Origin of the sequence: Protaetiibacter mangrovi, from assembly GCF_024752305.1 — a bacterium.
GTDB classification, from domain to species: Bacteria; Actinomycetota; Actinomycetes; order Actinomycetales; family Microbacteriaceae; genus Homoserinibacter; species Homoserinibacter mangrovi.
The window spans coordinates 121195-133776 of sequence record NZ_JANTHX010000008.1; the positions used below are offsets into that span (position 1 = coordinate 121195).

The 12582-nt window shown below is 72.0% G+C and carries 12 protein-coding genes and 1 tRNA gene; 8 read left to right on the plus strand and 5 right to left on the minus strand.

Going from position 1 to position 12582, the window contains the following annotated elements; all coding sequences use genetic code 11:
* The first annotated feature begins 4 nt into the window (after nt 1-4).
* A complete protein-coding gene (locus NUH29_RS11880) occupies nt 5-1501 on the plus strand; it encodes a sensor histidine kinase (protein ID WP_258799387.1) in 1497 nt (498 codons plus the stop codon).
* A 144-nt stretch (nt 1502-1645) separates the two neighbouring features.
* Here the strand turns inward: NUH29_RS11880 and NUH29_RS11885 are convergent, their stop codons facing one another.
* Nucleotides 1646-1894 carry a WhiB family transcriptional regulator gene (locus tag NUH29_RS11885; protein ID WP_258799388.1) on the minus strand — a complete coding sequence of 83 codons (249 nt, stop codon included), beginning with the start codon at nt 1892-1894 and terminating at the stop codon, nt 1646-1648.
* A 202-nt stretch (nt 1895-2096) separates the two neighbouring features.
* Between NUH29_RS11885 and NUH29_RS11890 the strand changes: the two genes are divergently transcribed.
* Nucleotides 2097-2501 carry a hypothetical protein gene (locus NUH29_RS11890; RefSeq protein WP_258799389.1) on the plus strand — a complete coding sequence of 135 codons (405 nt, stop codon included), beginning with the start codon at nt 2097-2099 and terminating at the stop codon, nt 2499-2501.
* A 4-nt stretch (nt 2502-2505) separates the two neighbouring features.
* On the opposite strand, the gene NUH29_RS11895 is transcribed toward NUH29_RS11890, so the two are convergent.
* Both NUH29_RS11895 and NUH29_RS11900 read right to left on the minus strand, forming a co-directional pair.
* Complete coding sequence (locus NUH29_RS11895; RefSeq protein ID WP_258799390.1) at nt 2506-3954, minus strand: carboxylesterase/lipase family protein; 1449 nt, start codon at nt 3952-3954, stop codon at nt 2506-2508.
* Between the two features lie 7 nt (nt 3955-3961).
* Nucleotides 3962-4459, minus strand: a complete 498-nt coding sequence (locus tag NUH29_RS11900) for a peroxiredoxin (protein WP_258799391.1) — start codon at nt 4457-4459, stop codon at nt 3962-3964.
* A 47-nt stretch (nt 4460-4506) separates the two neighbouring features.
* Between NUH29_RS11900 and NUH29_RS11905 the strand changes: the two genes are divergently transcribed.
* A tRNA-Lys gene (locus NUH29_RS11905) sits at nt 4507-4579 on the plus strand.
* A 131-nt stretch (nt 4580-4710) separates the two neighbouring features.
* Nucleotides 4711-5913, plus strand: coding sequence for a cation:proton antiporter (locus tag NUH29_RS11910; RefSeq protein WP_258799393.1), 1203 nt, complete (start codon nt 4711-4713; stop codon nt 5911-5913).
* On the opposite strand, the gene NUH29_RS11915 is transcribed toward NUH29_RS11910, so the two are convergent.
* Nucleotides 5899-6651 (minus strand): alpha/beta hydrolase, encoded by a 753-nt coding sequence (locus NUH29_RS11915; protein ID WP_258799394.1) that lies wholly within the window; start codon nt 6649-6651, stop codon nt 5899-5901. The genes NUH29_RS11910 and NUH29_RS11915 overlap by 15 nt on opposite strands.
* 17 nt (nt 6652-6668) lie before the next feature.
* Between NUH29_RS11915 and NUH29_RS11920 the strand changes: the two genes are divergently transcribed.
* Both NUH29_RS11920 and NUH29_RS11925 read left to right on the plus strand, forming a co-directional pair.
* Complete coding sequence (locus tag NUH29_RS11920; RefSeq protein WP_258799395.1) at nt 6669-7910, plus strand: alanine racemase; 1242 nt, start codon at nt 6669-6671, stop codon at nt 7908-7910.
* 115 nt (nt 7911-8025) lie between these two features.
* Nucleotides 8026-9276, plus strand: a complete 1251-nt coding sequence (locus tag NUH29_RS11925; RefSeq protein WP_258799396.1) for an HNH endonuclease signature motif containing protein — start codon at nt 8026-8028, stop codon at nt 9274-9276.
* A 4-nt stretch (nt 9277-9280) separates the two neighbouring features.
* Here the strand turns inward: NUH29_RS11925 and NUH29_RS11930 are convergent, their stop codons facing one another.
* Entirely contained in the window at nt 9281-10183 is a 903-nt protein-coding gene (locus tag NUH29_RS11930; RefSeq protein WP_258799397.1) for a LysR family transcriptional regulator, read from the minus strand.
* Nucleotides 10184-10254: 71 nt separating this feature from the next.
* Here NUH29_RS11930 and NUH29_RS11935 point away from each other — a divergent pair, with 71 nt between their 5' ends.
* A complete protein-coding gene (locus NUH29_RS11935) occupies nt 10255-11154 on the plus strand; it encodes a DMT family transporter (protein ID WP_258799398.1) in 900 nt (299 codons plus the stop codon).
* Nucleotides 11155-11231: 77 nt separating this feature from the next.
* Entirely contained in the window at nt 11232-12548 is a 1317-nt protein-coding gene (locus NUH29_RS11940) for an FAD-binding oxidoreductase (protein WP_258799399.1), read from the plus strand.
* Nucleotides 12549-12582 lie beyond the last annotated feature (34 nt).

A 12582-nucleotide genomic window follows, 5' to 3' on the forward strand; every position in this document is an offset into this window, starting at 1 on the left:
GAGGGTGTCCACCCTCTCCGAGCTGATGCTCGCGCAGGGCCTCTCGACCGAGGCCGACGCCGAGTGGCTGCACCTGCTCGCCGCCGACGGTCAGCTGATCGCCGACCTCGCGTTCGCCGACATCGTGCTCTGGGTGCCGACCGAGTCCGGCAGCTTCGTCGCCGTCGCCCACACCCGCCCGTCCTCGGCCGCGACGCTGTTCTACCGCGACTTCGTCGGGCAGGAGATCAAGCCCGAGTGGCGCGACCAGGTGCGCCAGGCATTCGACGAGGTGCGCATCGTCGACACCTCCGCCCCCGACTGGTACGAGGAGACGCCGACCCGCGTGCGCGCCGTGCCCGTGCTGCGGCGTCTGAGCCCGAGCGGCGCCGCCACCACGACCACCCCCATCGCGGTGCTCACCCGGCACTCCAACCTCTCCGAGGCGCGCACCCCCAGCCGCCAGGAGCTCACCTTCAACCAGTGCGCCGACGACCTGTTCGGCATGATCGCCTCGGGCGACTTCCCCGACCTCGGCGCGCCGACCCTGCCGCGCCGCGGGGCGCCCCGCGCATCCGACGGTCTCATCCGCCTCGACGTCGACGGCAACGTCACCTTCGCGAGCCCCAACGGGCTGTCCGCGTTCAACCGGATGGGGTTCGCGGGCGAGCTCGAGGGGGAGTCGCTCGCGGAGGTGGCGACCGGGCTGCTGAGCGGCAAGATCACCGTCGACGAGTCGCTGCCCCTCGTGGTGACGGGGCGCGCCCCGTGGCGCACCGACATCGAGGCGCGCGGCGTGACCGTGACGCTGCGCACCATCCCGCTGCGGCACCGCGGCGAGCGGGTCGGCGCGATCGTGCTCGTGCGCGACGTCACCGAGTCGCGCCACCAGGAGCAGGAGCTCATCACCAAGGACGCGACCATCCGCGAGATCCACCACCGGGTGAAGAACAACCTGCAGACGGTCGCGTCGCTGCTGCGCATCCAGAGCCGCCGCACCCACAACGACGTCGCCCGCGACGCGCTCACCCAGGCGATGCGGCGCGTGACGGCGATCGCCGTCGTGCACGACACCCTCTCCGAGGGTCTCAGCCAGAACGTCGACTTCGACGACGTCTTCGACCGCGTGCTGCTGCTCGTGGCCGAGGTGGCGTCGAGTCACAACACGACCGTGAACCCCACCAAGACCGGGTCGTTCGGCACGCTCCCGTCGGAGTACGCCACCCCTCTCGCGCTCGCCCTCACCGAGCTCGTCACGAACGCCGTCGAGCACGGGCTCGCCGACCGCGACGGCGAGGTCGTGATCTCGGCGAAGCGCAAGAACGACCTGCTGTCGGTGCGGGTGCGCGACGACGGGGTCGGGCTGCCGGAGGGCAAGGTCGGGTCGGGGCTCGGCACGCAGATCGTGCGCACCCTCATCCAGGGCGAGCTCGGCGGCACCATCGACTGGCACACGCTCGAGGGGGAGGGCACCGAGGTGACGATCCAGGTGCCGCTGCTCTACCTGACGCAGCGCGCCTGACGTTCCTCTCGACGGTCACGAACCGGATGCCGGACTCCCGATCCATGAGACAGGAATGTCTCGGGAATCCGCCATCCGGTTCGTTCCCTCGCGTCCGCGCCGGTCTCGCCCGGGCGGGAGCTGCGGCTCCTGGGAAAAGGGTGGTCAGCTGGCGCGGCGGGCGCGGGCCGCGCGGCGCTTCAGGGCGCGGCGCTCGTCCTCGCTGAGGCCACCCCACACGCCCGAGTCCTGGTTGGTCTCGAGGGCGTACTGGAGGCACTGCTCGGAGACGGTGCACCGACCGCACACGGCCTTCGCCTTCTCGATCTGGTCGACGGCGGGACCGGTGTTGCCGACCGGGAAGAAGAGCTCGGGGTCGACGGTGAGGCAGGCGGCCTTGTCACGCCAGTCCATTGTGCGGTGCTCCATTCGTGTTGCTGTTGACGCTGTATCCGCGGATCGGGTACTGATTCCGCGCATGGCTGAAGAGGGTCCGAATGTGGCGGGGGATTTTGTCGATTCGAACGCACTCACCACGTCGTGAGCGTCACATCAACCGTCAACACTGTTTCATACTTGTTACGCCTTATCAATAGTCTCCGGATGGGATATCCCTGTGAAAGACCCTGCCCGTCCGCCCGCATTCTGGGGCCTTGCGGCCCTCCTCGTGGCCGAGCTCGCGGCCGCCGCGGCGGTCGCGATCGTGCTGCTCGTCGACCTCGTCGCGGCCGAGCCGAGCTCCCTCGCGACGGCTCTCGCGCTCACCGTGCTGGTGCTCATCGCGGTCGCCTGGATGGCGGTCACCATCGTCGGACTTCTGCGCGGGCAGGCGTGGGTGCGGGCGTCCGCGATCGTGTGGCAGGTGCTGCAGTTCGCCATCGGCCTGGGGGCGCTGCAGGGGTCGTTCGCGCAGCCGGCGTGGGGATGGCCGATCGTCGCCGTGTCGGTGCTCACCTTCGCGCTGCTCTTCGTGCCGAGCGTCGTGCGCGCGACGCAGGGACGCGGTTCGCGCGAGGGCTGAGCCCTCAGAGCAGGGGCCGGGCCCCCGCGAACGGGTCGGAGTCCACGCCCGCCGGCAGGTCGAAGCGACGGGCGGCACCCGACGACGGGTAGCGCTCCCAGCCGGGGTCGCCGTCGCGGATGAACGCCACCGCGGCGCCGTGCACGGCATCCGCGAGCTCCTGCGGCGGATGCGCCCCGGTGAGCCCTGCCACGTGCGGCTCGTCCAGGCAGTCGAAGAAGAACGGCACGTCGAGGCAGTGGATCGCGATGCCCGACTTCGTCGACCGCCACGAGAAGCGGTATGCCCAGGTGGGGGCGTCGCCACGGGCCGCCAGCGCGCGCAGCACGACGGAGCGGAACACCGCATCCGTGATGAAGCGCCCGACGGTGCGTGCGGCGCCGCTGCGTCGCACCTCGCGGTTGGCGGCGAGCCAGGCGCGGCGCACGCGGCGCGGCACGTCGGCACGGGCGAGCAGCAGCGACGGCGGCAGGAGGCGCAACCGGCGCGCCGCGGCGTCGAGCGCCATCGAGAACTCGTCGTCGGTCGCGCCGATCACGAGCGGGATGTCGTGGGCGGCACCCGCGCGGAGCGCCTCGAGGGGCCGCTCGGGCAGCAGGTCGCCGTCGCGCAGCGGGGCCCAGGCGATGCCGTCGGCGAGCAGCTCGCGCAGCACCTGGGCGGGGTCGTCGTGCGGCCGCGCGGCGACCGCCTGGGTGCGCCGCACGGTGAGCTCGTCGACCGTCGAGAGCCCGGCACGCGTCGGCTCGACGTCGAGCAGCTCGGCGACGCGGCGACCGAGCCGCTCGGCGCGTTCCGGCTCGACGGTGGTGTCGGGTGCCGACATCGCCCAGGCGCCGCGGAAGAGCCCCGCGGCGGCGGGCGTCGCCATGAGGGTCAGCACGGCGTTCCCACCGGCGGACTGCCCCGCGATCGTCACGCGGTCGGGGTCGCCGCCGAAGGAGCGGATGTCGTCGCGCACCCATTCGAGGGCGAGCAGCAGGTCGCGCAACCCGCGGTTGCTCGGCGCATCCGCGATCCAGCCGAAGCCGTCGAAGCCGAGCCGATAGGACACGTTGACGGTGACGACGCCGTCGCGCGCGAACGCGGCGCCGTCGTACCACGGGCTCGCGGGGGAGCCCTCGGTGTAGCCGCCACCGTGGATGTAGACGAGAACGGGGGCGGAGCCCGCGACGTCGGGGGTGAACACGTCGACGTTGAGGGTCGAGTCGCCGAGGATCGCCGGCTCGGGGATGAGGGTGACCTCGCCGCGGATCGGGCGCTTGGGCGTCGCGCCGTGCTCGAGCGCGTCGCGCACCCCCTCCCAGGGGCGGTGCGGCACGGGCGCGGCGAAGCGCAGCTCGCCCACCGGCGGCTCCGCGAACGGGATGCCGAGGAACGCGATCGAGCCGTCGTCGCGCCGCAGGCCCCGTACGCGCCCCGCGCGGATCCGGGTCTCGACGTGCTCGCTCATCCGCAGCTCAGACCGGCAGGCCCAGCCGCTTGCGCAGCATCGCGACGTGGCCGGTTGCCTTGATGTTGTAGAAGGCGCGCGCGATGACGCCCTGCTCGTCGAGCACGAAGGTGGCGCGGATGACGCCCTGCACGGTGCGCCCGTAGAGCTGCTTCTCGCCGAAGGTGCCGTACAGCTCGTGCACGTGCCGGTCGGGGTCGGCGAGCAGCGGGAAGGTCAGCTGCTCCTCGCGCGCCATCTGCGCGATCGTGGGAACCTCGTCGCGGGAGACGCCCACCACCCGGTAGCCCTCGGCGGTGAACGCGTCGAGCCGGTCGCGGAAGTCGCACGCCTGACCGGTGCACGCGGGCGTTCCCGCCTCGCCGTAGAAGTAGAGGATCACCTTGCCGCCCCGCAGCTGCGAGAGCGTGAACGGTTCGCCGTGCTGATCGACGAGCGTGAAATCGGGGGCGAGCTCGCCCTCGGCGAGGCGGACCGGGGCGGATGCGGCGGCGGATGAAGTCATGCTGCGGTCATGCTATCGTTGTCCCTCGGCCCGTTCGTTCGGGTCGCGCACCTCTAGCTCAATTGGCAGAGCAACTGACTCTTAATCAGTGGGTTCCGGGTTCAAGTCCCGGGGGGTGTACTCGAAGCCCCGCCACCTCTCGCCAGGTGCGGGGCTTTGTTCTGTGCCGCGACGTTCTGTGCGGCGCGGTTCTGTGCGGCGCACCGCCCGCAGCCGGGCATCCGGACGCCCGTCGCCGATAGGGTCGGCGCGTGATCGTCATCGCGTTCGGCGCCGTGCTGCTCGTCGCGATCCTGATCTCCGGGATCGCGAACCGCACCGTGCTGTCCACCGCCGTGCTGTTCCTGGTGGCGGGCTTCCTGCTCGGCCCCGGTGTCATCGGCGTCGTCGACATCGAGGCGGGGGATCCCGCCGTCGCGACGATCTCCGAGCTCGCGCTGTTCGTCGTGCTGTTCACCGACGGGCAGCGCATCGCCGTGCGCGACCTCACCCGGGCCTGGCGGCTGCCCGGCCGTGCCCTGCTTCTCGGGATGCCGCTGACCTTCGCGATCACCACCGTGCTGGCCGTGTGGCTGCTCGGGCTGTCGTGGCCCGAGGCGATGCTCGTGGCCGCGGTGCTGGCGCCCACCGACCCGGTGCTCATCTCGGCGATCGCCGGACGCAACGAGATCCCGGGGCGGGTGCGGCACCTGCTGAGCGTCGAGTCGGGCCTCAACGACGGCCTCGCGCTGCCGGTCGTGCTCGTGCTGCTCTCGGTCGTCGGGGGCGGCGAGACCCACTTCGGCGAGCTCACCCTCGAACTGGTCGGCGGCATCGTGCTCGGCGTGGCGGTGCCGCTCGCCATCGCCCCGCTGTCCCGGCTGCGGGTGCTGCGGGTGACGCCCATCTACGCGGCGCTCACCCCCGTCGCCATCGCCTGCATCATCTTCGGCATCGGAACCCTGACCGGGGCGAACCTGTACCTCGCCGCGTTCGCGGCCGGCGTCACGATCGCGAGCGCGATGCCCGACATGCGCGACGCCTTCATCGAGTTCGGCGATTTCGTCGCCGAGATCGTCAAGCTGCTCGCCCTGTTCGTGTTCGGCGCGCTCATCGCGCCGAGCGTGCTCGCCGACGTCGACGTGTTCGGCTACATCTTCGCGATCCTGGCGCTCGTGCTGGCCAGGCCCCTCGCCGTCGAGATCTCGCTGCTCGGCAGCGGCCTGCCCTGGGAGGAACGCGCGACGGCGGCGTGGTTCGGGCCGAAGGGCTTCGCATCCGTGCTCTACGGGCTGCTGGTGCTCGAGAGCGGCACCGACGACTCCGACCACCTGTTCCACCTGATCGTGGTGGTGATCTCGCTGTCCATCATCGCCCACTCCTCGACCGACACCCCGGTCGCCAGGTGGTTCGCGAAACGCGAGCGCGAGGATCGGATGGCGGCCGCCGCGCGGGAGCCCTCAGCCGAGGAATGAGGTCACGGCGTCGGTGATGGCGTCGCGCACGTCCGTGTCGTCGGCCTCCTGCGGACCGTCGCCGGGCTGGATGCCGTAGTCGCCGAACTGCGCGTGGCTCGCGCCGGGGATCGTCGTGAACACCGCGTCGGCGGGCAGCAGCGGGGCGGCATCCGCGATCTTCTCGGGGGTGGAGAGCCCGTCGTTCTCACCGGCGACGCTGAGCACGGCGAGCCCCGAGGCGCTCAGGTCGACCGAGCAGTACGAGCCGAACAGCACGAGCCCGGTGAGTTCGTCGGCGTGGTCGGCCGCGTACATGCACGCCTTCACGCCGCCGAGCGAGTGGCCGCCGACCGCCCAGCGCTGCACGCCCGGGGCGAGCCCCTCCCAGGTGGTCAGGGGTCGCGTCTCGAAGATGGCGAAGTTGAGGGTCGGCCGGGCGATCACCACGGTGATGCCGGATGCCGCGACGCCGCTCAGCTTGTCGGCGTACGCGGCCGGGTCGACGCGCGCGCCCGCGAAGAACACGAGCCCCTCGTCGCCCGGGTCGGGCGGCGTGAGCACCACGCCCTCGGCCGTCTCGGTGACGGCGACGACCTCCTCGGCGTGGGCGAGCGGCTCCTCCTCCGCCATCATCACGGACGCGGCGTAGGCGAGGAACCCGGCCGCCACGACGACCACGACGATCGCCACGATCGTGATGGCGGCCCGGATGCGTCCCCGGCGGCGGGTGCGGGCGGCGCGGGTGGTGGCGGTCACCCTGCCACGATAGGCGCATGGCCGCATCCGCCGACGCCGCAGCATCCCTCGACCTCGACCTCGACCCCGTGCTCGGGGTGCGCCACAAGTCGGTGCCGCCCGCGCTGTGGGGGCGGCGAGCGTCCGAGGTGGCGGGGGAGCGGCATCCGGTGGGGGAGTTCGCGACGCCGCTGCTCGTGCTCGACCGGGCCGCGTCGGATGCGAACGTCGCGCAGCTCACCGCGTGGGCGAGCGAGCGGGGGCTCGAGCTCGCCCCGCACGGCAAGACGACGATGGCGCCCGAGCTCTGGCGGCGGCTGCTCGACGCCGGATGCTGGGGCATCACCGTCGCGACGCCCTGGCAGGCGCAGGTGGCGCGCGCGGCGGGGGTGGACCGCATCCTGCTCGCCAACGAGGTCGTCGATCCGGTCGGGGCTGCGTGGCTCGCGGCCGAGCTCGACGCGCATCCGGAGCTCGAACTCGCCTGCTGGGTCGACTCCGCGGAGACGGTCGCGGTGCTCGCGGCGACGAGGGGTGAGAGTCCGATCGACGTGCTCGTCGAGCTCGGCGGTGAGGGCGGGCGCACGGGCGCCCGCGGGGTCGAGGCGGCGCTCGCGGTAACGGATACCGTGGTGGCCGCCCCGCGGCTGCGGTTGCGCGGCGTCACCGGATACGAGGGCAGCTACGGCGCGGATCGGCGGCCCGAGACGGTCGCGCGGGTGCGGGGCTATCTGGCCGGGCTGGCCGCGCTCGCGGAGCGGCTGCTCGACGCTCACGACCTCGCCGACCCGATCGTCACCGCGGGAGGGTCGACCTGGTTCGACCTCGTCGCGGAGGAGCTCGCGCCGCTCGTCGGCCGGGCGCGCGTGGTGCTGCGCTCGGGAGCGTTCCAGGCGCACGACGACGTCTTCTACACGGCGACCGCACCGCTCGCGTTCACACCCGCGCTCACCGTCTTCGCGCGGGTGGTCGCTCGGCCGGAGCCGGGGCTGGTGCTGCTGGATGCCGGCAAGCGCGACGTGCCGATGGATCTCGACCTGCCGGTCGTGCTTCAGACGGCGGATGGGCGGGCCCTGCCGGGCGCGCGCGTCGTGGCGCTCAACGACCAGCACGCGCGCATCGTGCTGCCCGCTGAGGTCGCGCTCGCGGTCGGCGACGTCGTGCTGCTTGGGATCTCGCATCCGTGCACCGCCTTCGATCGGTGGCGGCTGATCGCCGAGGTGGAGGGTGCGCGAGGCTCGAATCCGCGGGTCGTCGGGTTCGTCGTGACGGCGTTCTGACCGCCCCAGGCGCAATATCACGGTTCGATAACGAACCGCAGAACCGGTGCCCGTCGGCTGTTGAAAAGCCCCGTTCAGGCGGGTGATTGTCGGTGGCCTCCGGTCGAGTGGGGGTATGAAGCGGAAGCAGCGGGAGCCCTGGGCCGAGGCCCAGGCGGCGCTCGACGAGGTCGTCGCGATGCAGGCCGAGATCGACGCCCTGTCGGCCCGGCGCACCACGGCGATCCGGGCCTTCGCGACGGCGTTCGCCGAGGCGTTCCCCGTGCAGACGTTCCCGTTGCAGGAGCGGTCGCGGCGAGCCGAACTCGCCGCCGCCCTGCGGGTGCCGGAGCGCACCGCCGAGAACCTGTTGGGCGAGGCGCGTCTGCTTGTCGAGGAGCTGCCGGCGACTCTCGCCGCCCTCGCCAGAGGTGCCTTCTCCTACCGGCACGCGCAGGCGCTGGTCGACGAGCTCGCCGGTCTCGAGCCGCACGACCGCGCCGCGGTCGAACGTGTGGCGCTCGGGTCGGCCGCCACCCAGACGGCGTCGAGGTTCGCGCGCACGGTGCGTCGCCTGCGCGAGGCGCGGCGGCCCGAGACGATGGCGACCCGCTGCCGCGACGCGTACGCCGAGCGCGACGTGACGGTCGAACCCGCCGCCGACGGCATGGCGTACCTCACGGCATACCTGCACGCCGTCGACGCGGAGGCGATCCGGCAACGGCTCACCGAGACCGCGCGGGCCGGTCGTGCGAGCGGCGACCCCCGCACGGTCGGCCAGCTCCGCGCCGACACGCTCACCGACGCACTGCTCGACCGCGACACCGCGCTCGGCGTCGGTGCCACCTTCCTCGAGGCGATCGACGCCGATCCGGAGGAGTACCTCCGGGCGCGCGAAGAGGCGCTGGGCCGCTTCCGCGGCATCACGCCCACGGTCATCGTCACGGTCCCCGCGCTCACGCTGCTCGGGGGCGACGAGCCGGGGCAGGTCGAGGGCATCGGCCCGATCGACGCGGTCACCGCGCGGCGGCTGACCGCCGAGGCGCCCTCGCTCTTCCGCCTGCTCACCCACCCGGAGTCCGGTGCGCACCTCTCGCTCGGGCGCACGAGCTACGTCGTGCCCGAAGGCCTCCGCAGGTGGTTGCGCATCCGCGACGGATCCTGTCGCTTCCCCGGCTGCTCCATCCGCACCGCCCACTGCGACATCGACCACACGCGCGACTGGGCACGCGACGGTACGACTTCGCACGGCAACCTGGCGCATCTCTCACGCGGGCACCACACGCTCAAGCACGCCGGGGGCTGGTCGGTGGATCAGCCGAGGCCAGGCACGCTCGTGTGGACGAGTCCGCTCGGCAGGAGCTACACCACCGTTCCCGAGGTGTGAGCATTCAGTGCAGTCGTCCGGCCGCGAACCGGCGGAGCAGCGCTGTGATCCGGTCGAGCGCAGGGTCGTCCTTCCGCGCGGTTCGACGTACCGCGATGGTGGTCCTCCGGATCGGTCTGGCCGGGCGGGCGAGCGTCACCCCATCCGGGAGGGACGCGACGGTCAGCTCGGGCACGAGCGCCACCCCGGCGCCCGCCGCGACGAACGCGAGTTGTGCAGCGAAGTCGACCGATTCGGCGACGATCCGCGGCCGGAAGCCCTCCAGCCCGCAGGCACGGTCGACCATCTCGAAGCAGCTGAGCTCGGGGGTGGGCGCGATCCAGGCATGGTCGGCGAGATCGGCGAGCGCGATCGTCGAGGCGGCGACAGGGTCGTCGGAACGGATGGCGATCCAGACCGGTTCGTCGAGCACCGGTTCGTCGGAGAGCGAGTCGGGAAGGCGTCGCGCGACGTTCGAGTAGCGATGCACCAACGCGAGATCCGTGTCGCCTGCGGCGAGGGCCGCGAGCGCGTCGTCGGGTTCCGCGGTGGTCACCGTGAGCGCGATACCCGAGGGTTCCGAGAGCAGCGTCGCCCACGCATCCGCGACGAAGGTGCGCGCCGCCGAGGGGAAGGCGGTCACGCGCAATGCGCCGCTGGCTCCGCTGCGCACGGCGTCGATCTCGAGTTCCGCGAGCGAGAGCCGGTCGAGCACGTCTCTTCCGTGGGCGGCGAGCATGCGCCCGGCGGGGGTCAGGGCGAGGCGTCGCCCCCGTCGCTCGGTGAGCTGCATCCCCAACTCCCGCTCCCAGGCCGTCAGCTGCATCGACACCCCGGGAGCCGTCTGGTGGAGCTCTGCAGCGACGGCCGCCAAGGTGCCGAGCCGGTCCAGCTCCGTGAGGAGTCGGAGCTTACGAACATCCAACATAAAGTGAGCTTACTTATGGGGTCAATAAAAGTCACTTGTGTTGAACGATGGTTGTCGACGAATCTGACCTGATGAAGCTCGATCGTGCCCTCCTCGCCGGACTCGTCGTCGTGATGCTCTGGGCGAGTGCCTTCCCCGCCATCCAGGTCGCCGCGCCCGAGCTCGGAGTCGTCGGTCTCTCCTTCGTGCGCCTGGCGATCGCGGCGATCGCACTGCTGGTGATCGGAGCGTTCGCACGCATCCGGGTGCCTCGGGCGCGTGACCTCGGGTGGGTGGCCGCCGCGGGCTTCTTCGGCATGGCCGCCTATCAGCTGCTGCTCAACGAGAGCGAACTGCACGTTCCCGCCGGCACCGCGAGCATCATCGTCGCTGCGGCTCCTCTCGTATCGATCGTCGTCGCCCGCATCCTGTTCGCCGAACCGATCTCGCCCGTCACGATCGTGGGCAGCGTGATCGCGTTGGGCGGGGTGGTCGTCGTGTGCCTCGCGCGCGCGGGCGTCTCGCTCTCGGCTGCCGTGTGGATCGCGGTCGCCGCGATGGTCGTACAGGGCATCTACCACCCGCTGCAGCGTCCGCTGCTGCGGAGGTACTCGGGCCTCGAGGTGGCGAGCTACACCATGATCGCGGGCACCCTCATGACGTTGCCGCTCGTGCCGTTAGAGGCCGATCAGCTGGCATCGGCGAGCGCGTCCGGATGGATCGCGGCGGCATATCTCGCGCTGCTGCCGTCCGCGCTCGGTTTCGTGCTCTGGGGGTACGCGGTCGGCCGGATGCCAGTCGCGATCTCGACGTCGCTGCTGTATCTGGTTCCACCCGTTGCGGTGCTCATCGCCTGGGCATGGCTGGGTGAGCTCCCGGTTCCCGCCGAGCTCCTCGGTGGCGCCATCGTGATCATCGGCGTCGTCGTGATTTCGCAGGGCCGGCGCATCCTCTCCCTCCGCCGCGACCGACTCGGCTCGCTACCTCGCTAGGGGTGTCGCGCGATTGCCGGTGCGGATGTCGGCCCCGCTGTGTACGGTGTCCACATTCCCCTCGGAAGGCGACCACCATGACGGACACCACCACGCTCCGCGGCGCGCTCGGCGCCACGATCCTGCTACCCGGCGACGCCGACTACGACGCCGTGCTGCCCCACTACGCCGGCGCAGGCGACCCCGCCGCCATCGTGCGGCCGACGACACCCGAGCAGGTCGCGGATGCCCTCCGCGTCGCACGCGAGCGCGGTCTCGCGGTCTCGGTACGTTCCGGCGGCCACGCCGCCAAGGTGTTCCCCAACCCCGACGGCCTCGTGATCGACATGGCGGCGTTCGATGCGATCGAGGTGCGTCCCGACGGCACAGTGCGCGTCGGCGCCGGAGCGACGTGGGGCGCGGTGGCGGAGGCGCTCACGCCGCACGGACTCGTCATCACCTCGGGCGACACCCGCGACGTCGGGGTGGGTGGACTCGCGCTCGGCGGCGGCATGGGCTGGCTCGTGCGGGCGGTCGGCCTCACGATCGACATCATCGACGAGATCGAGCTCGTCACCGTCGACGGGAGGCAGCTCACCGCCTCCGCCGACTCCGAACCGGAGCTGTTCTGGGCGCTCCGCGGCGGCGGCGGCAACTTCGGCGTCGTCACGCACTTCACCTTCCGGCCGACGGCGCTCGACGCCGTCGTAGGCGGGCGCATCCAGCTCGCCCTCGACGACCTGCCCGCGGTGCTCACCGCGTGGCGCGACGTCATGCGCGCCGCCCCCGACGAGCTGTCGGCCACCTTCCTCGCCCTGCCGGCGATGGGTCCGGATGCGGCGCCGAGCGCGCAGCTGATCGTCTGCTACGCGGGCGACGACGAAGCGGCGGGGCTCGCCGCCATCGCGCCGCTGCTCGAGCTGCCGGGGGTCACCGACCACGACATCGCCCGCCGCCCCTACCTCGACCTCGTCGACGAGGCGATGACGCCGCCGCCCGTGCGCATGGTCGGCGGCAACGGCATGGTCGACCTCGACGACGACACCCTTGCGCAGTTCGCGGCGTCCGTCACGGGATTCGCGGCGCCGACGATCGCCTCCGTGCGGTACCTGGGCGGCGCGTTCGCCCGCGTGCCCGCCGATGCCACGGCGTTCGCGGTGCGCGACCTCGAGGCGATGTTGTTCCGCGTCGTGCTGCTGCCGCCTGACGCGCCCGACGAGCTCGCGGCTGCGGCTGCGGAGCCGTTCGCTCCGGTGCGCGCGCGCATCACGAGCACCTACGGCAACTTCGCGGAGGCCGCCGACCCGGCGCTGCTGCCGCTGCTCTACCCCCCGGCCACGCTCGAGCGACTGCGCGCCGTCAAGCGCGCGTACGACCCCGACAACGTGCTGCGGCGCAACCACAACATCATGTGACCCGCAGAGGGCCCCGCCTCCGAACCGCGGAGAC